The organism is Pseudonocardia sp. GCM10023141, from assembly GCF_042653605.1.
In genome coordinates, this window is sequence record NZ_JBHSIR010000026.1 from 163,837 (window position 1) to 187,180 (window position 23,344).

The window sequence follows — 23,344 nt, forward strand, 5'->3', positions numbered from 1 at the left end:
TGAAGATCAACGGGGCTTTTGGATCACCACAACTTCGTTCTCGACGGTGGTGGCGGCCTTCTCGCCGATCGCCACGGCCGTTGCCGCGGGGCCACGCCGGGGGACGGTCGGCAGCACCGACACGTCGACGACGCGCAGGCCGTCGAGCCCCCGCACGCGCAGGTCCGGGTCCACGACCGGGCCCATCGCGGCGCTCCCGCACAGGTGCGCCGCCGTGGTGAGGTGGGCGGCGATCCAGCCGTCGAGCCGGCGGTCGTTGCCCAGCACGTCGCCGGGCGGGTCGACGCGCGAGCCCAACCCGGCGCGCAGCAGCTCGGCAGCAGTGCGGATGGCGTGCCGCAGCCGACGCCGGTCGTGCTCGGTGCGCAGGTAGTGGTGCTCGATCACCGGCTCTCCGGCGGCGTCCAGGGTGATGGTGCCCCGGCTGTCGGGCTGTTGCAGCAGGCACATCGCGTGCAGCGGTCCGCCCACCACGAACGGGCGGACGAACAGCAGCACCTCGGCGTCACCGGGCGGGTCGGCACCGGTGTCGAAGTTGAGCGCGGCCTGCGTGGCGGGGGCGCCGTCGTGCACGGGCGGGTCGGTGTCGGCGAACGGCACGAAGACGGCGGGGTGGTCGGAGAAGCCCTGCCCCACGCCGGGCAGCTCGTGGCGCACCGCGACGCCGGCGGCGCGCAGCCCGTCGCCGGGTCCGATCCCGGAGCGCAGCAGCAGCTCCGGCGTGCCGATCCCCCCCGCGGCGAGCACCACCTCCCCCGCCTCGACGATCTCGCCGCCCACCAGCTCGACGCCGACCGCGCGGGTCCCGTCGAGCACGATCCGGAGCACGGATGCGCCCGTCCGTACGGTCAGGCCCGGACGCTCGCCGGCGCGGTAGGCCGCGAGGTAGGCCATGGCCGCGTTCACCCGCACGCCGTCGACGCTGTTGCTCGGCACCAGCCCGGCACCGGGGGCTCCGCCCGCGTTCAGGTCCGGCTCGGCCGGGTACCCGAGCCGGGCCGCCGCCGCCAGGAAGCGCTCCGCGGCGGGGTGCAGCAGCGCACCCGAGGGTCGCTGCACCGGCACCGGACCCCCACGGCCGTGCAGCGGTCCGCACAGGTCACGGTCGTCCTCGCTGCGGATGTAGTGCGGCAGCAGGTCGGCCCATCCCCACCCGGGCATCCCCCAGCCGTCGGCGTCGGCGGGCGTGACCCGCACCCACGCCGCGCCATTGATCGCGCTCGACCCGCCCAGGCCCCGCCCGCGGGGCACGAGCTCCCAGCGGCGCGCCCGCAGCCGAGCCGGGTGTGCCCAGTTCCACGGGTGGCGCGGGTCGGTGGCGGCCAACGAGGTGACGTCGCGGATCTCCGGCGGCCAGCTCGCCCCACCGGCCTCCAGCAGCAGCACGGTGCGACCGGGAGCCTCGCTCAGCCGGCCCGCGAACGCCGAACCCGCCGTGCCGGCCCCGACCACCACCACGTCGACTGCACGCACGGCCACTGAGGCAGGATGGCAGCCGATGGACGATCTCGCGCAGGATCTCGCCGAATTCATCACCGCCGCCCCGTCGCCGTACCACGCGGTGGGCGAGGCCGTCCGCCGGCTGGAGGCGGCAGGCTTCACCGAGCAGGCCGAGGCCGGGCCCTGGACGGGCGGCTCGGGCGGGCGCTACCTCGTGCGCGACGGCACGGTGCTGGCCTGGTACGTGCCGGCGACGGCACCGACCGGCACGCCGCTGCGGGTCTTCGCCGCGCACACCGACTCACCCACGCTGCGCGTCAAGCCCGTGCCCGACGTCGGCCGCGGCGGCTGGCGGCAGGTGGCCGTCGAGGTCTACGGCGGGGCGATCTGGAACTCGTGGCTCGACCGCGACCTGGGCCTCGCCGGGCGGCTCGCGCTCTACGACGGCTCCACGGTGCTGGTCGACGTCCACCGCCCGCTGCTGCGCGTGCCGCAGCTCGCCATCCACCTCGACCGCAGCGTCAACCAGGGCCTCAAGCTCGACGCGCAGCAGCACCTCCTGCCGATCTGGGGTCTCGGCTCCCCCGCCGAGGGCGACCTGATCGAGTTCCTGGCCAGCGAGGTCGACATCGACCCCGCCGACGTGGCCGCCCACGACCTCGTCGTCCACGACGTCACCCCGCCCGCGCGGATCGGTGAGGAGCTCGAACTGCTCGCGGCGCCCCGGCTGGACAACCTCGCGTCCGTGCACGCCGGCATCTCGGCGCTGCTCGCCGCGGCGGCCACCGCCGAACTGGCGGTGATCCCCGTGTTCGTCGGGTTCGACCACGAGGAGATCGGCAGCGGCTCGGCGACGGGAGCGGCGGGCCCGCTGCTGGAGAACCTGCTGACCAGGCTCGCCGGCGGCTTCGACGCTCGAGGTGAGGCCTTCGCCGCGTCGCGCTGCCTGTCGGTGGACGTCACCCACGCGGCCCATCCGAACTACCTGGAGCTGCACGACCCGACGCACCAGTCGCTGCCCAACGGCGGCCCGGCGCTCAAGGTCAACGCCAACCAGCGCTACGCCACCGACGCCCCGGGCGCGGCGGCCTGGCAGCGCGCCTGCCGTGACGCGGGCGTGCCGACGCAGGTGTTCGTCGGCAAGAACACCGTGCCGTGCGGCACCACCGTCGGGCCGATCATGGCCACGCGGCTGGGCATCCGCACCGTCGACGTCGGGATCCCGGTGCTGTCGATGCACTCGGCCCGCGAGCTGTGCGGGGTGGCCGATCCCGGGATGCTGATGGCGGCGGCCACGGCGTTCCTGACCGACCCGGTCTGAGGGAGCGCCCCGCCACCCGCGTTGCAGGAAAGCCACTTTCCCGCAACGTCGTTGCGGGAAAGTGGCTTTCCTGCAATCTCGACGCGGGGGCCTGCAGCACGCCGGCGGCTGCGAGGGATCCACGGCGGGAGAACCGGTCGGCCAGCTGGACACGGCGCCGCGCACGGTGACCGTGCCGGACGACCTCGCCGCGGCGCTGGCCGCCGACCCGCGGGCGAAGGCGGCGTTCGACGCGCTGACCTACAGCAACCAGCGAGCGCATGTGCTCGCGGTGGAGGGTGCGAAGGCTGCGGCGACCCGCGCCCGTCGCGTCGAGAAGGTGATCGCCACGGTGCTGCCGGGCTCCTGACGCCACCGGCGTCCAGGTCGTGGCGGGTTCAGGTTCCGGCTCGCAGCAGTTGCCGCACGCAGTGCGCCACGAGCCGTTCCCGGGGCACGACGAGCGTGCCGTCGAGGTGGGCGATGAACAGGTGCGTGAGCGCCCCGACCTGCCCGATGGCCGCCATCGCCCGTTCGGGCTCGTCGACCCCGGCCGGCAGTTGCGCCTTGACCAGCGCGGCGAACCCGGGCACCAGCTCGATCCCGCGGCCGAACAACGAGGCGTCGGTCATCGGGGCGAGCAGCAGCACCCGGCCCTTGCGCGGATCGTCGAGGATGAGGTCGACGAACGCCGTGACGGCGGCTTCCGCCAGCGCGCGCCGGTCGGGGGCGGCGGTGACCGCATCGACGAGCACCTGATGGGCCTGCGCCGCCACGTCGTCGTAGACGGCCATCACGAGCGCGTCCCGGTCGGCGAAGCTCTCGTAGAAGTAGCGCTCGGTGAGCTTGGCCCGCCGGCACACGGAGCGGACGCCGATGACCTCGCCATCGGCGCCCCCGAGCAGGTCGATCCCGGCGTCGAGCAGCCTGCGACGGCGCTCGTCCCGGCGATCGCTCAGGGTCCGGCCGGCCCAGGTGCGAGGTTCCGCCGTCACGTCTCGGGCCACCTCCAGCTGACAACGATCGTGGTCAGCTTACCGGCGCGGGTCCGATGGCGCGGAGAGCCGGCACCGATCGATGCGTCCCCCGACGCACTCACCCAGCAGCGCCGGCCCGCCGCCCGTCGGGTTCCTGCCTAACAGAACCCGCGCGTTCGCGCCGGACGTGGGACCGGGCCAGGTTGACCACGACCGTTGTCACTCCTAAACTGACAACGGTCGTGGTCAGCACAGCAACAGAATGGGGCCGAGAGTGACCCAGGCGCAGTCGACCCATGTCGAGACGGATCCCCAACCCTTGGGCCCCGACTCGCTGACCTGGAAGTACTTCGGCGACTGGCGTGGACTGCTGATCGCGCTGTGGGCCGGGTCCATGCAGAACATGCATCCCGAGCTCGGCGCCGGCGTCGAGGAGCACTCGAAGTTCTTCACCGAGCGGTGGCAGCGGCTGTTCCGCTCGCTCTACCCGATCGGCGGCGTGCTCTACGACGGCCCGCGCGCCCGGCAGACCGCGCTCGAGATCCGTGGCTACCACGACCGGATCAAGGGCGTCGACAAGCAGGGTCGCCGCTACCACGCGCTCAACCCCGACACGTTCTACTGGGCGCACGCCACGTTCTTCGTCAGCACGCTGCTGATCGCCGAGAACTTCATGGGCGGTCTCACCGAGTACCAGCGACGTCGGCTGTTCGACGAGCACGTCCAGTGGTACCGGATGTACGGGATGAGCATGCGGCCGGTCCCGGCGACCTGGGAGGACTTCCAGGCCTACTGGGCCCGCATGTGCTCCGACGTGCTCGAGGACAACAAGGCCACCCGCGACGTCCTCGACGTGAGTGACCTGCCCAAGCCCGTCGCCGTGCCGTGGCTGCCCGACCCGGTCTGGAACCTCGTGCGCGGTGCGATCGGCCGCAACTTCGTGTGGCTGACAGTCGGGATGTACGACCAGGCGATCCGCGACAAGCTCGGCTACCGCTGGACGGCCCGCGACGCGCGCCTGCACCGGATCGTCGGGCGCACCGTCAACGCCGCGTTCTCACTCGTCCCGCACGACCGGCGCTACCACCCCCGGGCCCGCGCGGGCTGGAAGCGGGTGCGCGGTGACGTCCCCGCTGATGCCCCGCTCGTGCACACCCCGAACCGGAACCTGCCGCCGCTCGAGGAGCGCGCGAACCCTGCGCACTACGTGCCCTGACCTCGCCGAGCGTCTCAAAGTGTCACCTCGACGCCGCCGGAAACGTGCTGTGATCCGGCGAGCAGCGAGAGAGGCGACTGATGATCCACGAAGCGGACCTGTTCGTCATGGCGGAGGACACGCTGGTCGAAGTGCTCAGCCGGGTCCGCACCGAGCAGCAGTGGGACATCGTGATCCCGGCGATGTTCGACGTTCCCGACGCCGACCGGCCGCGCACGATCCGCCAGTTGGTGGCGCACTACGCGTTCGACGACTCCTGGGTGCCGGACATGCTCGCGGGCGCCACGATGGACGACATCGGCCGCGACTTCTTCGACGGCGACCTGCTGGGCTCCGACCCCCAGATGGCGATCGTGCGGATCTCCGACGCCGCCTGCGCCGCGGCCCGCAAGGTCACCGATCCCGACGCCGTGGTGCACTGCAGCTTCGGCGACGTCACCACCAGCGAGTACTTCATGCAGATCAACATCGTGCGCTGCTTCCTCGCCCACGACGTGGCGTTCCACCTCGGTTCGACGGCCTGCCCGTTGCCCGAGGAGCTGGCCCGGCCGATGTGGGAGGCCACGGCACCGGTTGCCGACCGATGGCGCTCGTTGGGGATCTTCCGCGAACCGCTGCCGATCCCGGACGACGCGTCGTGGCGCGACCGGTTCCTGCGTGCGGCAGGGCGAGACCCGCACCCCGTCTTCCACTGAGCACGCCCAACCCGGGGGCGGGAACGCTCAGGAACGCGGCAGGCGGATGCGCGTCAGCACGCCGCGGTGGTCGGTGCCGGGAACCTCGAGGATCTCGAAGCGGGTGGTGACGGCTCCGGCCGGCACCAGTACATGATCGATCTGGATGCCGAACCGCCTCGGGAACGCGACGGGGAACGTGCCGTCGAGCCCGCGGCCGGTACCGGCGGCGGCGCTGCGCGTCGGACCCATGGCCTCGCGCATCAGCGCGTGGTCGAGGGTGGCGTTGAAGTCTCCCGCCACGATCGGAGCGTCCGGTTCGTGGCACCAGTGGGCGAGCTGTTCCATGTCGGCACGCCATTGGCGCGTGTGGTTCGGCCCGACCGGCGCCTCCGGATGCACCGCGATGAAGCTGCGACTGCCGAGGATCCCACCGGTGGCGCGCACGTAGCGCCGCCGCATCTCCGGCCCGGTCCGGACGTCGAGGTCGCCTGCGCTCTCCGCCGCCAGCATCGTGACCGACGCGACGTCGGAGGTACCCGGTTCCGTCGACACCCACGCCCGGTACCCCATGCCCGCCACCAGCGGCAACAGCTTGTCGCGGTAGTCCGGCCCGGCCTCGGGCAGCGCGACGAGGTCGGGACGCTCCCGCTCCAGCAGCGTGGCCACCGCACCGGTGTCGGCACGTCCGACGAGCACGTTGAGGGCGAGCACGGTGATCTCCCGGCCGGGCCCGTCGGAATCCGCAGGCGCGACGGCGCGACGCGGCAGCACCCGTCCGATGACCGACGGCGCAGCCGCGAGCGCCACCGCACCGAGCGCGGCCGCGACGGGCCGGGCTCCCCGTCGGGTGGCGAGCAGCGCGGCGCCCGCCCCGAGCGCCAGCGTGGCGTGCGGACGCCAGGCCACGACGTCGACGAACGGGAAGCGGTGGTCGATGCGGAGCCGGTCGGGCAGCACGACCGCCGCAGCGGCAGCGGTCAGCGCGAGACCGGAAACCGTGTGCCGGAACGTCACGTTGCGAGCCTTCCTCTGCGAGCGGGTGGCCGGAGCGTCCACCGGGCAACGGGCAGCGGCGCGCCAGGGTTCCGACGGGTGGCGCCGCGCGATCAGGTGTGCGGCAGGTCACCGAACGGACCGTCGCGCATCCGTTGATGGATGGACCGCGCCCGATTTGGGGCAGAAGTGTGGATCGTCCGACACGACGGCAGTCCGGCGTGGCACGATCTCCCCCGTGACCAGCCGACCCCCCGAGGCGGACCGCCTGCGCGACCTCGCGCGGCTGCGACGGGTCCGCGACCGGATCGATCGCGAGTACGCGCAGCCGCTGGACGTCGAGGCGCTCGCGCGCGGCGCGCACATGTCGGCAGGGCACCTCAGCCGCGAGTTCCGGCTCGCCTACGGCGAATCCCCGTACAGCTACCTGATGACGCGGCGCATCGAGCGCGCGATGGCGCTGCTGCGCCGCGGCGACCTGAGCGTCACGGAGGTCTGCTTCGCCGTCGGCTGCTCCTCGCTGGGCACGTTCAGCACCCGCTTCACCGAGCTCGTGGGGGTGCCGCCGAGCACGTACCGGCGCAACGCGGCGGAGGGCACGCCGGGAATCCCCTCGTGCGTCGAGAAGCAGGTGACCAGACCGATCAGGAATCGAGAAGCACCCGCCATCGCACCGCCCCTAGCGTGACCGCCATGGACATCACCGTCGAAGCGACGTTCCTCCCGCACCTCGACCCGGAGGCCTCGCTGGCGTTCTACCGCGACGTGCTCGGCTTCGAGGTCCGGCTCGACGTCGGCTACGACGGCATGCGCTGGATCACGGTCGGCCCCACCGACAAGCCGAGCACCGCCATCGTCCTGCACCCGCCCGCCGCCGACCCCGGCATCACCGATGACGAGCGCCGCATCATCACCGAGATGATGGCCAAGGGCACTTACGCGTCCCTGCTGCTGTCCACCCGGGATCTCGACGACACGTTCGACCGGATCCAGTCCGGGGATGCCGAGGTCGTCCAGGAGCCCACCGAGCAACCGTACGGGGTGCGGGACTGCGCCTTCCGGGATCCCGCCGGCAACCTGATCCGCATCCAGGAACTGCGCTGAGCCTGCGGCGATCGCCACCCTGACCTGCACGGCGCCCGCGCCCGACCCGGGGAGACACTATGAGCATGGTCACGAGCACGGACTCCCGCACAGCGGTGCCGCACGACGCCGACAGCCACGACCTGATCCGCGTCCACGGCGCGCGGGTGAACAACCTCAAGGACGTGAGCGTCGAGATCCCGAAGCGCCGGCTGACGGTGTTCACCGGCGTCTCGGGCTCGGGCAAGAGCTCGCTGGTGTTCCACACGATCGCCGCGGAGTCGCAGCGGATGATCAACGAGACCTACAGCGCCTTCGTGCAGGGCTTCATGCCCACGCTCGCGCGGCCCGACGTCGACGTGCTCGACGGGCTCACCACCGCGATCATCGTCGACCAGCAGCGGATGGGCGCCGACCCGCGTTCCACCGTCGGCACCGCCACCGACGCCAACGCGATGCTGCGCATCCTGTTCAGCCGGCTCGGGCAGCCCCACATCGGCTCGGCACAGGCGTTCTCGTTCAACGTCGCCTCGATCAGCGGCGCCGGCGCCGTCACGATCGAACGTGCGGGACAGAAGGTGAAGGAGCGGCGCAGCTTCAGCATCACCGGCGGCATGTGTCCGCGGTGCGAGGGGCGCGGCTCGGTCAACGACCTCAACCTCGCCGCGATCTACGACGGGACGAAGTCGCTCAACGAGGGGGCGATCACGATCCCCGGCATCAGCATGGAGGGCTGGTACGGGCGCATCTTCCGGGGCAGCGGGTTCTTCGACCCGGACAAGCCGATCAACAAGTACACGAAGAGGGAACTGAACGACCTCCTCCACAAGGAGGCCACGAAGATCAAGGTCGAGGGCATCAACCTGACCTACCTCGGGCTGATCCCGCAGATCCAGAAGTCCTTCCTGTCCAAGGACATCGACTCGCTGCAGCCGCACATCCGGGCGTTCGTCGAGCGCGCGGCCACCTTCACCACCTGCCCCGAGTGCGACGGCACGCGGCTGTCCGCGGAGGCCCGCTCGTCCAAGATCGAGGGCATCAACATCGCCGACGCCTGCGCGATGCAGATCAGCGACCTCGCCACCTGGGTGCGCGGCCTCGACGAGCCGTCGGTGACACCGCTGCTCACCACGCTGCGCCACACCCTCGACTCGTTCGTCGAGATCGGACTGGGCTACCTCTCCCTCGACCGGCCGTCCGGCACGCTGTCGGGCGGCGAGGCGCAGCGCACCAAGATGATCCGCCACCTCGGATCGTCACTCACCGACGTCACGTACGTCTTCGACGAGCCGACCGTCGGCCTGCACCCCCACGACATCGCGCGGATGAACAACCTGCTGCTGCAACTGCGCGACAAGGGCAACACCGTGCTGGTCGTCGAGCACAAGCCGGAGGCGATCGCCATCGCCGACCACATCGTCGACCTCGGCCCCGGCGCCGGCTCGGCGGGCGGCACGATCTGCTTCGAGGGCACCGTCGAGGACCTGCGGTCCAGCGACACGCTGACCGGCCAACACCTCGACGACCGCGCCGCGGTCAAGCCGTCGGTGCGCACACCGTCGGGGGCCATCGAGGTGCGCGGCGCCGACTCCCACAACCTGCAGGGCGTCGACGTCGACATCCCGCTCGGCGTGCTCGTCGTGGTGACCGGCGTGGCCGGGTCGGGCAAGAGCTCGCTGATCCACGGCTCCGTCGCAGGCCGCGAGGGGGTGGTCGCGATCGACCAGGGCGCGATCCGCGGCTCGCGCCGGAGCAACCCGGCCACCTACACCGGGCTGCTCGAGCCGATCCGCAAGGCGTTCGCGAAGGCCAACGGCGTCAAGCCGGCACTGTTCAGCGCCAACTCCGAGGGCGCCTGCCCCAACTGCAACGGCAACGGGGTCATCTACACCGACCTCGCGATGATGGCGGGCGTCGCCACCACCTGCGAGGTGTGCGAGGGCAAGCGGTTCGACGCGGCGGTACTGGAGTACCACTTCGGCGGCCGCGACATCAGCGAGGTGCTCCGGCTGTCGGTGGCCGAGGCCGAGGCGTTCTTCGGCGACGGCGACGCGAAGACACCGGCTGCCCACAAGATCCTCGACCGGCTCGTCGACGTCGGCCTGGGCTACCTCACCATCGGGCAGCCGCTCACCACGCTGTCGGGCGGCGAGCGCCAGCGGCTCAAGCTGGCCACGCACATGGGCGAGAAGGGCGACGTCCTCGTCCTCGACGAGCCCACCAGCGGGTTGCACCTCGCCGACGTGGAACAGCTGCTCGGGCTGCTCGACCGGCTCGTCGACTCCGGCAAGTCGGTGATCGTGATCGAGCACCACCAGGCCGTCATGGCGCACGCCGACTGGATCATCGACCTCGGCCCCGGTGCGGGGCACGACGGCGGCCGGATCGTCTTCGAGGGCACCCCGGCCGACCTCGTCGCCGCACGCTCCACCCTCACCGGGGAGCACCTGGCGGCCTACGTCGGGAGCTGAGGGTCCGGACCACATCAGCACGGGCCCGTCCCGGGATCGCCGTGGGCGGCTCGCCGAGCGCGAACGCGAACGAGTGGCGTTCGACGCCGGCGAGGTGCACGGTCATGTCGCGCGGCGTCCATCCGCTCGGCACCACGCTGGTGCGTGCGTGGGAGTCGGACAGGCCGTCGAGCACGGCGAGCACCGACTCCCGCTGGGCAGCCAGGAAGCGCAGCAATGCGGCCGCGTCCCGCACTCAGCGGTTGCCCGCTTCGGCCGGGTCGCTCGTGCAGTGCAGCCGGACCATGTACTGGGCCTTGTCCAGCGACCAGTTGGTCGCGCTGGAGTCCAGCGGCCCGCTCTTCGTGCCCCTGATCAGGTTCGTGTGCACGCCGGTCGGATCCGGCGTCAGATCCCACCCGGTGATCGAGACGCCGATCCTCCACATCCGGTCGGGGTAGTAGGGGCTCTCGAAGATCTCGAGGCCAGGGGGAAGCGTCGTGAAGTCGGGGGCGTACTTCTCCTTGGTCAGGTAGGGGTGGTCCGCCGGGCACGTGTAGCTGGGCACGGTCTCGCTGGCCCACGGGGCCAGGGTGCGCCACGCGCCGTCGACGGTGATCGTGGAATCGCTGCTCGTCGAGGCCGGGCTCGCTTGCGCCGCGGTCGCACCGACCACGCCGGCGACGGCGACACCGACGGCGACGAGTGCGCTGCGGCGGATCCAGCGGCGGCTGCTGCCGGTGCGGGGCTGGTTGTCGTTGGTCATGGCTTCTCCTGATGTCCGGTCCGGTGACCCCCGCCCCGGGTGGGACGGGCTTCCGGTGTGGGACAAATCTCGCGGATTACGGGCCCCGGAGCCGTCGGTCGATCGGGCCCCGGCCTGGACGACAGGAGCTCGTCGATCGGCCGACACCCGGGGTCCACCGATCGGTCGGGTCGCGAGCGAGCGCTCCGCAGCCACGGCCCGGCCGGCTCCGCGTCAGTGAGCGGCCCCGGGCCCGCGGCGCCAACGCAGCAGCCACGGCGCCGATGCCGTGACGTTGGCGCGGTGGCGAACAGGTTGGCGCGGTGCCGGGTCGAGGGGCAGGAGGGCGTCCCTACTGACGTTGAACGTCAGCAGGGCGTCCCTCCAGAGATGTGGGCCGTCGCACGGCCGGCCGAACTCATGCAGAGATGCGGATCTCGATCGGCGTCACGAGGGGATGGACGAAGGAGGCGGGCACCTCGTCGTCCTCGAAGAAGAGCTCGAGGGCCTCGCGCAAGTTCGCCAGAGCCTCGTCAACGGTCTCACCCTGGCTGGCCACCTCGACCTCCAGGCAGCGCGCGACGTACCACTCACCGTCCTTCACCACGGCGGCAGTCAGTGTGCGGGCTGTGTCCACGGGACCAAACTACGTCGGTCGGTCTCTGCTTGGGCCTGTTCTACATGACCTGTGGCCCGCCGCAGTGACACTGCTACTCGCTCTGGGTGCCCGTAGCCGTCCCGCCTCCCGATCAGCGTGCCGCAGTGGAACGCTTGGGCGACGATGGATGACGACTACGACATCCGGTGCCACAGCTGCCCGGACGGCTGCACGACTGCCCTCGTCGAAGGGGGCGATTCCGATCTGGTTGACGAACTCGCCGTCGATCATGGTGATGCCGACGCCGTTCACTCCGCGAAACGGGGTCGGACCGTGGAACAGCCGGTCCGCGACGCGACGGTTGGTTTCCGAGATGTCCGCCCATGTCCGCCTCGATCTGCGGACCGTGAGCAGGTCAGCGTCCTCGACACGACCGACCAGGATCCGGCGATGCCGATCGATGTCGGCAGTGAACCGCACGACGAGCTGGGCACCTTCGAAGTGGACGCCGCCGTAGTCGGGCTGGCCCTCGCCGTAGGCGACGACGATCCCAAGGTCGCCCACATGCTGCTGCACACGCTCACTATGGCAAAGGTGAGCAGCAGTTCCGGTCCGAACCTCGATGCGCCCCGCCTAGGGTCGAGCCATGGGGCCGGACTGGTACTGCAACGAGGCCATTCCCGGCACGGTGAAGGTGGAGGTGGAGGTGCTCGCCCAGACCGAGAACACGCTTGCGTTCCGCCCACCTCTGCTCGGCTTCGGAACCGATCACATCATCGTGATCCCCACCCAGCACGTCCCGTCGTTGCTCGACCTACCCGACGACCTGGCCGGTGAGCTCTTGACCACCCTCAAGAAGGTCGCCGCATGGGCCGTTGATCAGTACGGCGGTTGCCAGGTACTCACCACGTTGGGGAACGAGCAACACAACAAGCACCTGCACTGGCATGTCGCGGTTGGTGACGGGGTCGCTCGGTTCGTCCCCGGCGGCTGACGTGGAGCAGGTCAGCGCGTGCCCCGACCGGCAGCACTGGGAGCGCGTGCCCGTTCGCCCGGCGTTCTGCCTGGTCAGATAGCGGAAGCGGAGGGATTTGAACCCCCGGACCGTTTCGGGTCTCTCGCTTTCAAGGCGAGTGCATTAGGCCGCTCTGCCACGCTTCCGCGTCGAAGAATAGTCGCTGCTCCCCCGCTCGCGGCGAGGCGGTTGGGCGGCCCGTCACCGGTACGGGTGACGGGCCCGCCCGGCCCGGTCGACCTGCGCCGACGGCATGTGGTGGGATCACGCCGAGCTCGCAGCAGGAGGCACCATGCGTTTCGACGAGAACGCCGATCTCGACACCTCGCACATCGACGATCAGCGCGGTGGCGGGGGCGGCGGTGGGGGCGGTGCCTTCGGCGGGCGGGTCGCCGTCGGCGGGGGTGGGCTCGGCATCGTCGGGCTGATCCTCTACTTCCTGCTCAGCCAGCTGGGTGGGGGCGGCGACGGCGGGGGTGGGCTGTCCCTGCCGGGCGGGCTAGCCGGGCTGAGCAGTGGCAGCACGGCCGACACGTCGGCGATCGCGTCCAGCTGCAAGACGGGTGCGCAGGCCAACACGCAGCTCGACTGCGAGGTCGTGGCCGACATCAACTCGATCGACGGCTACTGGACCGACGCGTTCGCCCGCTCCGGGCAGACCTACGTCGCGCCGCGCACCAACTTCTTCAACGGGTCGGTCAACACCGCCTGCGGTGCGGCGACGTCCGACACCGGACCGTTCTACTGCCCGGGCGACAACGAGGTCTACATCGACCTCAGCTTCTTCCAGGAGCTGCAGACCCGGTTCGGCGCCAAGGGCGGGCCGTTCGCGCGCGCCTACGTCATCGCGCACGAGTACGGGCACAACGTGCAGTTCCTGCTCAAGACGTCCAACCGGGTGCAGGCCGGCGACACCGGTCCGACGTCGGGCTCGGTGCGGCTGGAGCTGCAGGCCGACTGCTACGCGGGCGTGTGGGGCAACCACGCGACCACCACCCCCACCGCCTCGGGCCGCCCGCTCATCACCGGCGTCACCCAGGACGACGTGAAGGCCGCCCTCGACACCGCCTCGCGCATCGGCGACGACTTCATCCAGACCAACCTCGGCGGCGGCCGCGTCGACCAGAGCCAGTTCACGCACGGCACCTCGGCCCAGCGCGAGAAGTGGTTCACCACCGGCTACACCACCGGTGACCCGTCGAAGTGCGACACCTTCGCCCGCAACGTGAACCTCGGCTAGCCGCCCACCCCGGCTCCCAGCAGCCCCCGGCACCCCGCCAGGCTCGCCACCTGCAACGTCCACTCCGGACGGACCAGGTCGGCGGACTCCAGCAGCAGCCGCACCAGGTCTGCGGGCTCGCCGCGGCGCACCACGGTCTGCGTACCGTCGGGGCGGTAGCCCAGCCGTCGCGACACCGCGAGCGACGCCGGGTTGTCCGCGAAGGCGTCCGACCGGGCGCGCCGGGCGCCCAGGTGGTCGAACGCGAGCTGGAGCACCGCCGCCCGCATCTCGGTGCCGAACCCGCGCCGCTGGTGCGCCAGGCCCAACCACGAGCCGCTGCCGACCTCGCGCGTGACGGCGAAGTCCTTCGCCATCAGCTCCTGCATCCCGATCACCCGTCCCTCGAAGCGGACGAGGAAGTGCACGCCCCAGTCCTCCGGCGCCAGCGCGGCCCGCCTGGACCAGAAGTACTGCAGGATGCCGCGACCCAGGTACGCCGGATCGGCGTCGGTCCACGAGACGGTGAACGGCATCAGTCCCGGCTCGTGCACGCCCCCGTAGGCCACCTCGACGAGTTCGCGCAGGCCCTCGTCGTCGTCGGGGCGCAGTTCGAGACGCGGGGTGCGCAGCACGAGATCACGCAGCGGCCACTGCTCCGGATGGGTCATGGCAGGCAAGGGTGCCGCATCGCGCCAGCGCCTTCGAGCGAATAGCGTCCACCCCATGTACGCGATCACGGTGCGCGAGCCCGGAGGCCCCGACGTCCTGCAGTGGACCGAGGTCCCGGACCCCGTCGCAGGCCAGGGCCAGGTTGTCATCGACATCGCCGCGAGCGCGGTGAACCGCGCGGATCTCCTGCAGCGCCAGGGTTTCTACCCGCCGCCGCCGGGTGCATCGGAGATCATCGGGCTGGAGTGCTCGGGCCGGATCGCCGAGATCGGCGAGGGTGTCACCGGCTGGAGCGTCGGCGACGAGGTGTGCGCACTGCTCGCAGGGGGCGGGTACGCCGAGAAGGTGGCGGTGCCGGCGGCACAGGTGCTGCCGCTGCCGCCGGGCGTCGATCTCGTCAGCGCGGGCGGGCTGCCCGAGGTGGTCTGCACGGTGTGGTCCAACGTCGTGCAGGGCGGCCGGCTCACCGCGGGCGAGACGTTCCTCGTGCAGGGCGGCACCAGCGGCATCGGCACGCACGCCATCCAGCTCGCCAAGGCGCTCGGAGCACGGGTCGCCGCCACGGCCGGGGCCCCCGACCGGCTGGAGCGCTGCCGCGAGCTGGGCGCCGACATCGTCATCGACTACCACGACGACATCGCGGCCGAGCTGCACAAGGCCACCGACGGGCACGGCGCCGACGTCATCCTCGACAACATGGGCGCCGCCGGGTTCGCCGCCAACGTCGCGGCCATGGCGATGGACGGCCGGCTGATGATCATCGGCATGCAGGGCGGGGTGAAGACCGAGCTGAACCTCGGCGCGCTGATGGGCAAGCGCGGCTCCGTCACGGCGATGGGCCTGCGGGCCCGTCCCGTCGAGGGCCCCAACGGCAAGGGTGTGGTGATCGCAGGCGTTCGTGAGCACGTCTGGCCGCTGTTCGCCGACGGCAGCATCCGGCCGGTCGTGCACGACCGGATCCCGATGGAGGAGGCTGCGCGCGCCCACACGCAGCTCGACGGCGGCGGTGTCGTCGGGAAGCTGCTGCTGGTGGCGCCCGGCGGGCGCGGCTGACCCTCGCAGCGCCCCCGCAGAGCCGCTTCAGCCGAGCTCGGCGAGCGCCGCGACGAGCGCCCGGGTCTCGGCGCGAGTGGTGTAGGGCGCGAGCCCGATCCGCACGGCGCCGCCGACCTCCGCGGTGCCGAGGTGGGCGAGCACGCCCTGGTCACCGGGATCGGCGATCGCGCAGATGCCCCGGTGTGCCAGGTGCTCGACGACGTCGTGCGCCTTCACCGGGTGCGTCAGCGACAGCAGCGGGATGCGCTGCTCGGGCGAACCGAGCACCGTGACCTCGGTGCCACCGAGTCCGACGAGCAGGTCGTGGAGCAGGTCCGACTGGTAGGACTGGCACTCCGCCAGCGATGTGCGCAGCCGCTCGCGACGGGACGGCGCCTGCCCCGGGTCCGGCTCGACGAGGTCGGAGAGGTGCTCGATCGACGCCACCAGCGCGGCGAGCTGGGGTGCGGACTGCGGGCCGAGCTCCAGCCGGAGCGGCCCCCGGGCCAACGGGTCCAGCGAGCAGGACGGCAGCCGGTCCAGCAGCGCAGGCGTCCGGAAGACGAGCGCACCGACCTCGGGGCCGCCCCAGGCAGCGGCGTCGAGCGCGACGACGTCGGCGCCCAGCTCGTCGAGGTCGATCGGCTCGAACGCCGCGGCGGCGGTGAGGTCGACCACCAGCAGCGTGCCGTTCGCCTGCGTCCGATCGGCGATCGCGGGGATCTCCGGGCACGTTCCCACCTGCGCCGACGCGGCCGTCAGCGCGACGACCCTCGTCGTGCGCGTGAGCAGCCGGTCGAACTGCCACAGCGGCATCTCGCACGACTCGATGTCGATCTCGGCCCAGCGCAGGCCGACGCCGTGGCGATGGGCGTTGCGCACCCAAGGCGTGACGTTGGCGTCGTCATCGAGCCGGGAGACGACGATCTCGTCGCCGAGCATCCACGTCTCGCCCAGCGCGTCGGCCAGCCGGCGCAGCAGGACCGCTGAGCCCGGGCCGAGGACGACACCGCGCGGATCGGCCCCGACGAGGTCGGCGATCGCCTCCCGCGCGCCGTCCTCGACCAGCGCCGCGTGCCGGGAGGCCGCGAACGGTGCCCCCGGCACGGCCCTGGGCAATCGGAACGCACAGCTGAAGGCCGAGACCACCTGTTCGGAGGGCTGCATCCCGGAGGCCGGGTCGAGGTGCACCCAACCGTCACCAAGAGCTGGAATGAGCCCGCGTACCCGCGCGACGTCGTACGCCATCCCGATACGGTAACGATGCCACCTAATCGATCAGTGACGAGGCGGCCACGCAGCGTGGTCACCAGGGATATGAGGATCATGACCCAGCCATCGGATCAGGACAACGGAGACCAGCACGTCATGGTCATCGGGCCGGACGGTCAGCCGGTCGGCATGACCTCGGTGCCGCGTTCGGACGACCACGACGGGGAGGGGCAGGGCATCGGATCGATGGTCGAGCAACCCGCCAAGGTCATGCGGATCGGCACGATGATCAAGCAGCTGCTCGAGGAGGTGCGCGCCGCACCTCTCGACGAGGCCAGCCGCGCGCGGCTCAAGGAGATCCACGAGAACTCGATCAAGGAGCTGGAGGAGGGCCTCGCGCCGGAGCTGCGCGACGAGCTCAACCGGCTCAGCCTGCCCTTCACCGAGGACGCCATCCCGTCCGACGCGGAGCTGCGGATCGCGCAGGCGCAGCTCGTCGGCTGGCTCGAGGGGCTCTTCCACGGCATCCAGACCGCCCTGTTCGCCCAGCAGATGGCGGCGCGCGCCCAGCTGGAGCAGATGCGCAAGGGTCTGCCGCCCGGCATGTCGGCCCAGCCGGGTGCCGAGGGCGGAATCGGGCGCGGCACCGGGCAGTACCTGTAGTGGCAGCAGCGGTGCAGGGTGGCTGCCGCGGCATCCGCCCTGCACCGCCCACAGCCGCGGATCGGCCCGCCGGTACCCTCGCCGAGTGGCCCCGACGATGACCACCGGCGACGACCGGGCCGAGGACGTGACCCCAGCGCGTCCTGTCATCGCCGACGACGGCGACTCACGAAGCTGGCGTCGCGCGTTCGGCGATCTCTCCCAGGGCTGGAAGCAACGGCCGCTGTGGGGCTATCTCGGCTGGCAGGACATCAAGCAGCGCTACCGCCGCTCGGTGCTCGGCCCGCTGTGGATCAGCATCAGCATGGGTGTCATCGCCACGGCGATGGGCATCCTCTACGGCGCCCTGTTCAACGAGGACATCAAGACCTTCCTGCCCTACGTCGCCACCGGGCTGCTGATCTGGAAGTTCATCGAGGGCAGCATCCTCGAGGGCAGCGAGGTCTTCATCGCCAACGAGGGGCTCATCAAGTTCCTCCCGGCGCCGCTGAGCCTGCACGTCTACCGGCTGGCCTGGCGCCAGACACTGTTCTTCCTGCACAACATGGTCATCTGGGTCGCCCTGGTGATCATCTTCCCGCAGCCACTGAGCTGGACGGTCCTGCTGGCCATCCCCGCCTTCCTGCTGCTGGTGCTCAACGGCGCCTGGATCTCGGTGCTGGCCGGCATCATCGCCACCCGGTTCCGCGACATCCCGCCGATCATCGCGAGCCTCACCCAGCTGCTGTTCTTCATGACGCCGATCGTCTGGCAGTACGACACGCTGCTGAAGAACCCGGCCATCGCCGAGCGGGCGCGGCTCGCCGAGCTCAACCCGGTGCTGCACTACGTCGAGCTCCTGCGCCAGCCGCTGCTGGGCAAGCCGATCGTCTGGCACCACTGGATCGTCGTCGGCGCCATCACGATCGTCGGCTGTGCGGTGGCGCTGGTCGCACTGCGCAACTACCGCTCCCGCGTCGCGTACTGGGTCTGAGGCAGCCATGGTCAGCATCGACATCGACCGCGCCGCGGTGGATTTCCCCATCTTCGACGCCAAGACGCGTTCGCTGAAGAAGGCCGTGCTCGGCCGCGCGGGCGGCCGCATCGGCACCGACTCCAAGGTGCCGATCATCGAGGCACTGCACGACATCACGCTGTCGCTGCGCAAGGGCGATCGCGTCGCGCTCGTCGGTCACAACGGGGCCGGCAAGTCCACACTGCTGCGGCTGATGTCGGGCATCTACGAGCCCACCCGGGGCCGGGCGTCGATCATCGGCAAGGTCGCGCCGGTGTTCGACCTCGCCGTCGGGATGGATCCGGAGATCTCCGGGCTGGAGAACATCCTCATCCGCGGCCTGTTCCTCGGCATGACCCGCAAGCAGATGGACGCCCGGGTCGACGACATCGCGGCGTTCACCGAGCTCGGCGACTACCTGTCGATGCCGCTGCGCACCTACTCCACCGGCATGCGGGTGCGCCTCGCACTCGGTGTCGTCACGAGCGTCGACCCCGAGATCCTGCTGCTCGACGAGGGCATCGGCGCCGTCGACGCGGAGTTCCTCGCCAAGGCCCGCGACCGCCTCAAGGAACTCGTGGAGCGCTCCGGCATCCTCGTGTTCGCTTCGCACTCCGACGAGTTCCTCGCCGACCTGTGCGACACCGCGATCTGGATGGAGCACGGCCAGATCCGCGAGCACGGGCCGCTGCGCGAGGTCCTGCACCACTACAAGGGACGAGACGTGCTGGCCGAGATCGAAGCCCGGTGAACGATCACCGGGAACCGCTTGCTCCGGATTCGGTCGTCGCGGTGGTCGTCACGCGCCACCGCACGGAGATGCTCGTGGACTCGCTGGCCGCGCTGGCCAAGCAGACCCACCCCATCGCGCACCTGATCGTCGTCGACAACGGGCCGGATCAGTCGGCCCGCGAGGTGGTGGAGTCCTGCGGGCTCCCGGCCACCTGGCTGCCGTCGTGGACGAACCTCGGTGGCGCGGGCGGCTTCGCGCTGGGCATGCTGCACGCGCTCGCCATGGGGGCCGACTGGATCTGGCTCGGCGACGACGACGGCCACGCCGCCGACGACACGGTGCTGGCCACGCTCGTCGACGTGGCGCAGCGGCGCGGCCTGGCCGCGGTGTCGCCCACCGTCGCCGACCGCGACGACCCCGACCGCCTCGCGTTCCCCGTCCGGCGCGGGCTCACGTGGCACCGCTCCCGGGCGGCGCTGGCCGCCGACATCGAGCACGGTGCCGACGACGAGCTGCTGCCCGGCATCGCGGCGCTGTTCAACGGCGCGCTGTTCCGGGCCACCACCCTCAACGTGGTCGGCGTGCCGGACCTGCGGCTGTTCGTGCGCGGTGACGAGGTCGAGATGCACCGCAGGCTGGTGCGGTCCGGGCTGACGTTCGGCACGTCCCTGCGCGCGGCCTACCTGCACCCGGCAGGCGGCGACGACGACAAGCCGATGCTCGGTGGCCGGCTGCACGCGCAGGATCCCGACGACCCGATCAAGCGCTACTACACCTACCGCAACCGCGGCTACCTCGTGTCCCAGCCGGGCATGCGCCGCGTCGGGATGCTCGAGCTGCCCCGGTTCGCGTGGTACTTCCTGATCACCAAGCGCAGCCCGCGGGAGTTCCTGCGGTGGCTGCACCTGCTGCGTGAGGGGCGCCGGGAGCACTTCAACCGGCCGGGCGGGGCGAGCTAGCTCGGGCTGGTGTCCCGGAAGACCACGGTGCGCAGCATCACGAAGTTGATGACGGTGGCGGTGCCCTGCGCGATCAGCCAGGCCAGGCTGGTGCGCAGGGACATCTCCGGCAGCACGGCCAGCATCAGCGCATTCATGCCGACGTTGATGGCGAACGTGGTGCCGTAGAGGAGCACGAAACCGGCGAACCGGCTGTTGCCGCTCGCGTTGGCGAACGTGAAGCGGCGGTTGAGCAGGTACGCCGTGGTGGTGCCGAGGATGAAGCTGACGGCCTTGGCCGCGGTCGGCCAGAGGCCCAGCGCCAGCAGGCCGTGGTAGACGCCGAAGTCGACCAGCGCCGACAGCGCACCGATCGCCACGAACCGGCTCAGCTGAGCGACGAGGCCCATCTCAGCAGGGGCCGTGCTGGTGTCGGACACGGCTGCAGCGTATCGGGGTCGCGTCCGGGCCCGGCACACCGGCAGGATCGGGGCGGTGACCACCGTCGACGCCAGTCCTGGAGTGCGCACGCTCGCCGACGACTTCGTGCAGCGCCTCACCGACCTCGACCCGTTCCTCGCGACCGTGCTGGGCACCCATCCCGGCGATGATCGCCTGCCCGATCTGTCTCCCGACGGCCAGCAGGCCGTCGACGAACTCCAGCGATCCGTGCTCGTCGAGCTCGACACCACACCCGTCCGCGACGACGACGACCGGCGCTGCGCCCGGCTGCTGCGCGAGCGCTGCGACGCGGAGCTCGCCTGGTCCGGCGCGGGCGAGCACCTGCAGCTGGTCCGCAACATCTTCTCGCCGCCGCACCGGGTGCGGCAGATGTTCCAGCTGATGCCGACCGCCACCGTCGAGGACTGGGCGGTGCTGGCGCGCCGGCTCGCGCGCTCCCCGGAAGCGTTCGACGGTTACCGCGCCTCGCTCGCCGAAGGTTCCCGCCGCGGCCTGCACGCCGCGCCGCGACAGGCCGAGTCGATGGTGGGTCAGCTCCGGGCGTGGCTGGACGGCTCGGGCAGCTGGTTCCACTCGCTCGTCGCGGGTGCCGATGTGCCCGACACCCTGCGCGTCGAGCTCGGGTCGGCCGCGGACGCGGCCGCCGCCTCCGTCGCGCGGCTGTGCGACTGGCTGGGCACCGACTACCTCGCCGCAGCGCAGGGCACCCCGGACGGCGTCGGCATCGACCGCTACCGGATCGGGGCCCGCGTCTACACCGGCTCGAACGTCGACACGGCCGAGGCCTACGCCTGGGCGTGGGAGGAGCTGCGCGGCATCGAGGCCGAGATCCGGCGCGAGGCCGACGTCGTGCTGCCCGGATCCGGCCCGGCTGCGGCCATGCGCCACCTCGACGAGCACGGGCCGGCCGTCGAGGGCGTGGAACAGGTGCGCCGGTGGCTGCAGGAGATGATGGACACGGCCATCAGCGACCTGTCCGGCACGCACTTCGACATCGAGGGCCCGGTGCGCAGGGTCGAGGCGATGATCGCGCCGCCCGGCAGCGCCGCGGCGCCGTACTACACGGAGCCTTCGCTGGACTTCTCCCGGCCGGGCCGCACCTGGCTGCCGACCATGGGCGCGGAGCGGTTCCCGCTGTGGGACCTGATCAGCACCTGGTACCACGAGGGTGTCCCCGGCCACCACCTGCAGATCGCGCAGTGGACGTACCTGGCGAGCAGGCTCTCGACCTACCAGATGACGGTCGGCGGGGTGGCGGCCAACGCGGAGGGCTGGGCGCTCTACGCCGAGCGGTTGATGGACGAGCTGGGGTACCTGACGCTGCCCGGGGCGCGGATCGGCTACCTCGACGCGCAGCGGATGCGCGCCGTGCGGGTGGTGATCGACATCGGCATGCACCTGGGGCTGAAGGTGCCCGCCGACTCGCCGCTGCACGCCGGGGAGACCTGGACGCCGGCGGTGGCGCGGGCGTTCTTCGGCGCGCACTCCGGGCGGTCCGCGGCGTTCCTGGACAGCGAGATCGTGCGCTACCTCGGCTGGCCGGGCCAGGCCATCAGCTACAAGCTCGGCGAACGGGCCTGGCTCGCGGGGCGGGCCGCCGCGCAGAAGGCCCGCGGGGCCGCGTTCGACCTGAAGGCCTGGCACGCCGCGGCACTGTCGCAGGGCAGCCTCGGGCTCGACGACCTGGAGGACGAGCTGGGGAAGCTGTAGGGCCCCTCCCCGCTCCTCCACATCGCAGCATGGTGGCCATCCTGCGATCCAACGCTGGGAAAGCCACCATGCTGCGATCCGGCGGCTACAGCGAACCGTGCAGGAGGCGGGGCGCCGTCAGAAGTGCCGGCTCCCGAACCGGTAGCGCCGCCGCACCGTCACCGAGCCCATGCCCGCGCGGCCGTGCACGACGAAGTGGGGTGCGCCCGGTACCGGCCCGGCCGGAACCTTGCACCGGACCGTGCCCATGACCGCCGCCATGCCGTCGACGTCGGCGGTGGCGTTGTCGGGCAGGATCAGCCGCACCGAGCCGGCACCGACCTCCAGCTCGAGCTCGACGACGGGGTGCGGGTTGTCGGCGTCGCAGAAGTCGAGCACCACCGACCCGACCCCGCTCAGCACCCGCAACCGGGGCGGCACCTTCCACGCCCCCGACCGCCGCAGGCTCGACATCCCCGCTCGCAGCACCACGGGCGGGCCCGAGGGCGTGGACGCCACCGGCGCCTGGGCCTGGTCCTGCGGCAGGTCGGCCAGTGGCGGCACCAGGTCGGACTCGAAGCGCGCCGCGTAGACGACGGTGATTCGTTCCTCCAGCTCCGACACCGTGATCCGGCCTTCCGACAGTGCCGTGTGGAGTCGCTGCGCAGCCCGCTCCCGGTCGGCGTCGGAGATCCGGATGGCGGGTCGTTCCGGGTGCTGCGCAGTCACGCGTCCGAGGATAGTGATGGGGCGTGCAAGCAGCACTTTTCAGTCCGGAACGGCCACCCCCATCGAACGCGCGGTTCCGGCGATCTGACGCATCGCGGCCTCGACATCGGCCGTGTTGAGGTCGGGCAGCTTGCGCACGGCGATGGCCCGCAGCTGCTCGCGGGTGAGCGTGCCGGCGCTCTCGTGGCCCGGGCGCGACGAGCCCTTCCCGGCCAGCTCCCGCCGGATCAGGAACGACGTCGGCGGCGTCCGGAGCTCCAGGGTGAACGAGCGGTCCTCGAACACGGTGATGACGACCGGCACGATCTCGCCGCGCTGCGCAGCGCTCATCTCGTCGTAGCGGCGCTTGACGTCCATGAGGTTCACACCGGTCTGGCCGAGCATCTTGCCCAGCTCCATGACGGGCGCGGCACCGGCTGTGAGCTGCAGCGTCGCCTGGTGGGTTCGTCTCTTCGGAGGCATGGTCACCACCGTGGGCGTTCCAGCGGGTGGAGGCTCAAACCG

Annotated in this window: 27 protein-coding genes and 1 tRNA gene; 15 read left to right on the forward strand and 13 right to left on the reverse strand. The window is 71.4% G+C overall.

Annotated features, from left to right (window positions below; translation table 11 throughout):
* Window positions 1–6 precede the first annotated feature (6 nt).
* Window positions 7–1,479: a GMC family oxidoreductase gene (locus tag ACFPFQ_RS14915; protein ID WP_379618999.1), complete on the reverse strand. Its 1,473-nt coding sequence runs from the start codon at window positions 1,477–1,479 to the stop codon at window positions 7–9.
* 19 nt (window positions 1,480–1,498) lie between these two features.
* Here ACFPFQ_RS14915 and ACFPFQ_RS14920 point away from each other — a divergent pair, with 19 nt between their 5' ends.
* Both ACFPFQ_RS14920 and ACFPFQ_RS14925 read left to right on the forward strand, forming a co-directional pair.
* On the forward strand, window positions 1,499–2,761 hold the full coding sequence (locus tag ACFPFQ_RS14920) for a M18 family aminopeptidase (RefSeq protein ID WP_379619001.1): 1,263 nt from the start codon (window positions 1,499–1,501) through the stop codon (window positions 2,759–2,761).
* 166 nt (window positions 2,762–2,927) lie between these two features.
* Complete coding sequence (locus ACFPFQ_RS14925; protein ID WP_379619002.1) at window positions 2,928–3,110, forward strand: YdeI/OmpD-associated family protein; 183 nt, start codon at window positions 2,928–2,930, stop codon at window positions 3,108–3,110.
* Window positions 3,111–3,138: 28 nt separating this feature from the next.
* Here the strand turns inward: ACFPFQ_RS14925 and ACFPFQ_RS14930 are convergent, their stop codons facing one another.
* Window positions 3,139–3,735: a TetR/AcrR family transcriptional regulator gene (locus tag ACFPFQ_RS14930; RefSeq protein ID WP_379619004.1), complete on the reverse strand. Its 597-nt coding sequence runs from the start codon at window positions 3,733–3,735 to the stop codon at window positions 3,139–3,141.
* A gap of 256 nt (window positions 3,736–3,991) precedes the next feature.
* Between ACFPFQ_RS14930 and ACFPFQ_RS14935 the strand changes: the two genes are divergently transcribed.
* Together ACFPFQ_RS14935 and ACFPFQ_RS14940 are read left to right on the forward strand one after the other, a co-directional pair.
* Window positions 3,992–4,933, forward strand: coding sequence for an oxygenase MpaB family protein (locus ACFPFQ_RS14935; RefSeq protein ID WP_379619006.1), 942 nt, complete (start codon window positions 3,992–3,994; stop codon window positions 4,931–4,933).
* An 80-nt stretch (window positions 4,934–5,013) separates the two neighbouring features.
* On the forward strand, window positions 5,014–5,628 hold the full coding sequence (locus ACFPFQ_RS14940) for a hypothetical protein (RefSeq protein WP_379619008.1): 615 nt from the start codon (window positions 5,014–5,016) through the stop codon (window positions 5,626–5,628).
* 27 nt (window positions 5,629–5,655) lie between these two features.
* Here the strand turns inward: ACFPFQ_RS14940 and ACFPFQ_RS14945 are convergent, their stop codons facing one another.
* The gene (locus ACFPFQ_RS14945) at window positions 5,656–6,624 is read right to left on the reverse strand and encodes an endonuclease/exonuclease/phosphatase family protein (protein ID WP_379619010.1); all 969 of its coding nucleotides are present in this window, start codon (window positions 6,622–6,624) and stop codon (window positions 5,656–5,658) included.
* Between the two features lie 217 nt (window positions 6,625–6,841).
* Between ACFPFQ_RS14945 and ACFPFQ_RS14950 the strand changes: the two genes are divergently transcribed.
* Genes ACFPFQ_RS14950 through ACFPFQ_RS14960 form a run of 3 tightly spaced genes read left to right on the forward strand, consistent with a single transcriptional unit; the run spans window position 6,842 to window position 10,157 of the window.
* On the forward strand, window positions 6,842–7,291 hold the full coding sequence (locus ACFPFQ_RS14950) for a helix-turn-helix transcriptional regulator (protein WP_379619012.1): 450 nt from the start codon (window positions 6,842–6,844) through the stop codon (window positions 7,289–7,291).
* A 5-nt stretch (window positions 7,292–7,296) separates the two neighbouring features.
* On the forward strand, window positions 7,297–7,707 hold the full coding sequence (locus tag ACFPFQ_RS14955) for a VOC family protein (protein WP_379619014.1): 411 nt from the start codon (window positions 7,297–7,299) through the stop codon (window positions 7,705–7,707).
* 59 nt (window positions 7,708–7,766) lie between these two features.
* Window positions 7,767–10,157: an ATP-binding cassette domain-containing protein gene (locus tag ACFPFQ_RS14960; RefSeq protein WP_379619016.1), complete on the forward strand. Its 2,391-nt coding sequence runs from the start codon at window positions 7,767–7,769 to the stop codon at window positions 10,155–10,157.
* Here ACFPFQ_RS14960 and ACFPFQ_RS14965 read toward each other — a convergent pair.
* From ACFPFQ_RS14965 to ACFPFQ_RS14980, 4 genes are all read right to left on the reverse strand, one after another.
* Entirely contained in the window at window positions 10,120–10,392 is a 273-nt protein-coding gene (locus tag ACFPFQ_RS14965) for a DUF664 domain-containing protein (protein ID WP_379619018.1), read from the reverse strand. The two genes, ACFPFQ_RS14960 and ACFPFQ_RS14965, sit on opposite strands and share 38 nt — an antisense overlap.
* Window positions 10,393–10,902, reverse strand: coding sequence for a hypothetical protein (locus ACFPFQ_RS14970; RefSeq protein ID WP_379619020.1), 510 nt, complete (start codon window positions 10,900–10,902; stop codon window positions 10,393–10,395). It lies immediately after the preceding gene.
* Between the two features lie 397 nt (window positions 10,903–11,299).
* Window positions 11,300–11,518 carry a type II toxin-antitoxin system HicB family antitoxin gene (locus ACFPFQ_RS14975; protein WP_379619022.1) on the reverse strand — a complete coding sequence of 73 codons (219 nt, stop codon included), beginning with the start codon at window positions 11,516–11,518 and terminating at the stop codon, window positions 11,300–11,302.
* 9 nt (window positions 11,519–11,527) lie between these two features.
* Complete coding sequence (locus tag ACFPFQ_RS14980) at window positions 11,528–12,055, reverse strand: hypothetical protein (protein WP_379619024.1); 528 nt, start codon at window positions 12,053–12,055, stop codon at window positions 11,528–11,530.
* 70 nt (window positions 12,056–12,125) lie between these two features.
* Here ACFPFQ_RS14980 and ACFPFQ_RS14985 point away from each other — a divergent pair, with 70 nt between their 5' ends.
* Window positions 12,126–12,473 carry an HIT family protein gene (locus ACFPFQ_RS14985; protein WP_379619026.1) on the forward strand — a complete coding sequence of 116 codons (348 nt, stop codon included), beginning with the start codon at window positions 12,126–12,128 and terminating at the stop codon, window positions 12,471–12,473.
* Between the two features lie 82 nt (window positions 12,474–12,555).
* Here ACFPFQ_RS14985 and ACFPFQ_RS14990 read toward each other — a convergent pair.
* Window positions 12,556–12,640: transfer RNA gene (locus tag ACFPFQ_RS14990), tRNA-Ser, on the reverse strand.
* A gap of 146 nt (window positions 12,641–12,786) precedes the next feature.
* Here ACFPFQ_RS14990 and ACFPFQ_RS14995 point away from each other — a divergent pair.
* A complete protein-coding gene (locus ACFPFQ_RS14995) occupies window positions 12,787–13,734 on the forward strand; it encodes a neutral zinc metallopeptidase (RefSeq protein WP_379619028.1) in 948 nt (315 codons plus the stop codon).
* On the opposite strand, the gene ACFPFQ_RS15000 is transcribed toward ACFPFQ_RS14995, so the two are convergent.
* Window positions 13,731–14,384 carry a GNAT family N-acetyltransferase gene (locus tag ACFPFQ_RS15000; protein WP_379619030.1) on the reverse strand — a complete coding sequence of 218 codons (654 nt, stop codon included), beginning with the start codon at window positions 14,382–14,384 and terminating at the stop codon, window positions 13,731–13,733. The genes ACFPFQ_RS14995 and ACFPFQ_RS15000 overlap by 4 nt on opposite strands.
* A 55-nt stretch (window positions 14,385–14,439) precedes the next feature.
* On the opposite strand from ACFPFQ_RS15000, the gene ACFPFQ_RS15005 reads away from it, so the two are divergent.
* Window positions 14,440–15,438, forward strand: a complete 999-nt coding sequence (locus ACFPFQ_RS15005; RefSeq protein ID WP_379619032.1) for an NAD(P)H-quinone oxidoreductase — start codon at window positions 14,440–14,442, stop codon at window positions 15,436–15,438.
* A gap of 27 nt (window positions 15,439–15,465) precedes the next feature.
* Here the strand turns inward: ACFPFQ_RS15005 and ACFPFQ_RS15010 are convergent, their stop codons facing one another.
* On the reverse strand, window positions 15,466–16,668 hold the full coding sequence (locus ACFPFQ_RS15010; protein ID WP_379619034.1) for an aminotransferase class V-fold PLP-dependent enzyme: 1,203 nt from the start codon (window positions 16,666–16,668) through the stop codon (window positions 15,466–15,468).
* Between the two features lie 78 nt (window positions 16,669–16,746).
* Here ACFPFQ_RS15010 and ACFPFQ_RS15015 point away from each other — a divergent pair, with 78 nt between their 5' ends.
* From ACFPFQ_RS15015 to ACFPFQ_RS15030, 4 genes are all read left to right on the forward strand, one after another.
* On the forward strand, window positions 16,747–17,295 hold the full coding sequence (locus tag ACFPFQ_RS15015) for a bacterial proteasome activator family protein (protein ID WP_379619036.1): 549 nt from the start codon (window positions 16,747–16,749) through the stop codon (window positions 17,293–17,295).
* An 85-nt stretch (window positions 17,296–17,380) separates the two neighbouring features.
* Window positions 17,381–18,268: an ABC transporter permease gene (locus ACFPFQ_RS15020; protein ID WP_379619038.1), complete on the forward strand. Its 888-nt coding sequence runs from the start codon at window positions 17,381–17,383 to the stop codon at window positions 18,266–18,268.
* A 7-nt stretch (window positions 18,269–18,275) separates the two neighbouring features.
* Window positions 18,276–19,040 (forward strand): ABC transporter ATP-binding protein, encoded by a 765-nt coding sequence (locus tag ACFPFQ_RS15025; protein ID WP_379619040.1) that lies wholly within the window; start codon window positions 18,276–18,278, stop codon window positions 19,038–19,040.
* Window positions 19,037–19,981 carry a glycosyltransferase gene (locus ACFPFQ_RS15030; protein WP_379619042.1) on the forward strand — a complete coding sequence of 315 codons (945 nt, stop codon included), beginning with the start codon at window positions 19,037–19,039 and terminating at the stop codon, window positions 19,979–19,981. Before ACFPFQ_RS15025 ends, ACFPFQ_RS15030 begins: the two co-directional genes overlap by 4 nt.
* Here ACFPFQ_RS15030 and ACFPFQ_RS15035 read toward each other — a convergent pair.
* A complete protein-coding gene (locus tag ACFPFQ_RS15035) occupies window positions 19,978–20,370 on the reverse strand; it encodes a GtrA family protein (RefSeq protein WP_379619266.1) in 393 nt (130 codons plus the stop codon). The genes ACFPFQ_RS15030 and ACFPFQ_RS15035 overlap by 4 nt on opposite strands.
* An 85-nt stretch (window positions 20,371–20,455) precedes the next feature.
* Here ACFPFQ_RS15035 and ACFPFQ_RS15040 point away from each other — a divergent pair, with 85 nt between their 5' ends.
* The gene (locus ACFPFQ_RS15040) at window positions 20,456–22,132 is read left to right on the forward strand and encodes a DUF885 domain-containing protein (protein WP_379619044.1); all 1,677 of its coding nucleotides are present in this window, start codon (window positions 20,456–20,458) and stop codon (window positions 22,130–22,132) included.
* Between the two features lie 117 nt (window positions 22,133–22,249).
* Here the strand turns inward: ACFPFQ_RS15040 and ACFPFQ_RS15045 are convergent, their stop codons facing one another.
* Together ACFPFQ_RS15045 and ACFPFQ_RS15050 are read right to left on the reverse strand one after the other, a co-directional pair.
* The gene (locus ACFPFQ_RS15045; protein ID WP_379619046.1) at window positions 22,250–22,840 is read right to left on the reverse strand and encodes a DUF1707 domain-containing protein; all 591 of its coding nucleotides are present in this window, start codon (window positions 22,838–22,840) and stop codon (window positions 22,250–22,252) included.
* 39 nt (window positions 22,841–22,879) lie between these two features.
* Entirely contained in the window at window positions 22,880–23,302 is a 423-nt protein-coding gene (locus ACFPFQ_RS15050; RefSeq protein ID WP_379619048.1) for an uL11 family ribosomal protein, read from the reverse strand.
* Between the last annotated feature and the right edge of the window lie 42 nt (window positions 23,303–23,344).

Excerpts from the sequence above, each read along its gene's own strand:
- ACFPFQ_RS14955 (WP_379619014.1), top strand. The coding sequence starts at position 7,297 with ATGGACATCACCGTCGAAGCGACGTTCCTCCCGCACCTCGACCCGGAG.
- ACFPFQ_RS15050 (WP_379619048.1), bottom strand. The coding sequence starts at position 23,302 with ATGCCTCCGAAGAGACGAACCCACCAGGCGACGCTGCAGCTCACAGCC.
- ACFPFQ_RS15015 (WP_379619036.1), top strand. The coding sequence starts at position 16,747 with ATGACCCAGCCATCGGATCAGGACAACGGAGACCAGCACGTCATGGTC.
- ACFPFQ_RS14995 (WP_379619028.1), top strand. The coding sequence starts at position 12,787 with ATGCGTTTCGACGAGAACGCCGATCTCGACACCTCGCACATCGACGAT.
- ACFPFQ_RS15025 (WP_379619040.1), top strand. The coding sequence starts at position 18,276 with ATGGTCAGCATCGACATCGACCGCGCCGCGGTGGATTTCCCCATCTTC.
- ACFPFQ_RS14985 (WP_379619026.1), top strand. The coding sequence starts at position 12,126 with ATGGGGCCGGACTGGTACTGCAACGAGGCCATTCCCGGCACGGTGAAG.
- ACFPFQ_RS14970 (WP_379619020.1), bottom strand. The coding sequence starts at position 10,902 with ATGACCAACGACAACCAGCCCCGCACCGGCAGCAGCCGCCGCTGGATC.
- ACFPFQ_RS15000 (WP_379619030.1), bottom strand. The coding sequence starts at position 14,384 with ATGACCCATCCGGAGCAGTGGCCGCTGCGTGATCTCGTGCTGCGCACC.
- ACFPFQ_RS14940 (WP_379619008.1), top strand. The coding sequence starts at position 5,014 with ATGATCCACGAAGCGGACCTGTTCGTCATGGCGGAGGACACGCTGGTC.
- ACFPFQ_RS14960 (WP_379619016.1), top strand. The coding sequence starts at position 7,767 with ATGAGCATGGTCACGAGCACGGACTCCCGCACAGCGGTGCCGCACGAC.
- ACFPFQ_RS15005 (WP_379619032.1), top strand. The coding sequence starts at position 14,440 with ATGTACGCGATCACGGTGCGCGAGCCCGGAGGCCCCGACGTCCTGCAG.
- ACFPFQ_RS14920 (WP_379619001.1), top strand. The coding sequence starts at position 1,499 with ATGGACGATCTCGCGCAGGATCTCGCCGAATTCATCACCGCCGCCCCG.
- ACFPFQ_RS15035 (WP_379619266.1), bottom strand. The coding sequence starts at position 20,370 with ATGGGCCTCGTCGCTCAGCTGAGCCGGTTCGTGGCGATCGGTGCGCTG.
- ACFPFQ_RS15010 (WP_379619034.1), bottom strand. The coding sequence starts at position 16,668 with ATGGCGTACGACGTCGCGCGGGTACGCGGGCTCATTCCAGCTCTTGGT.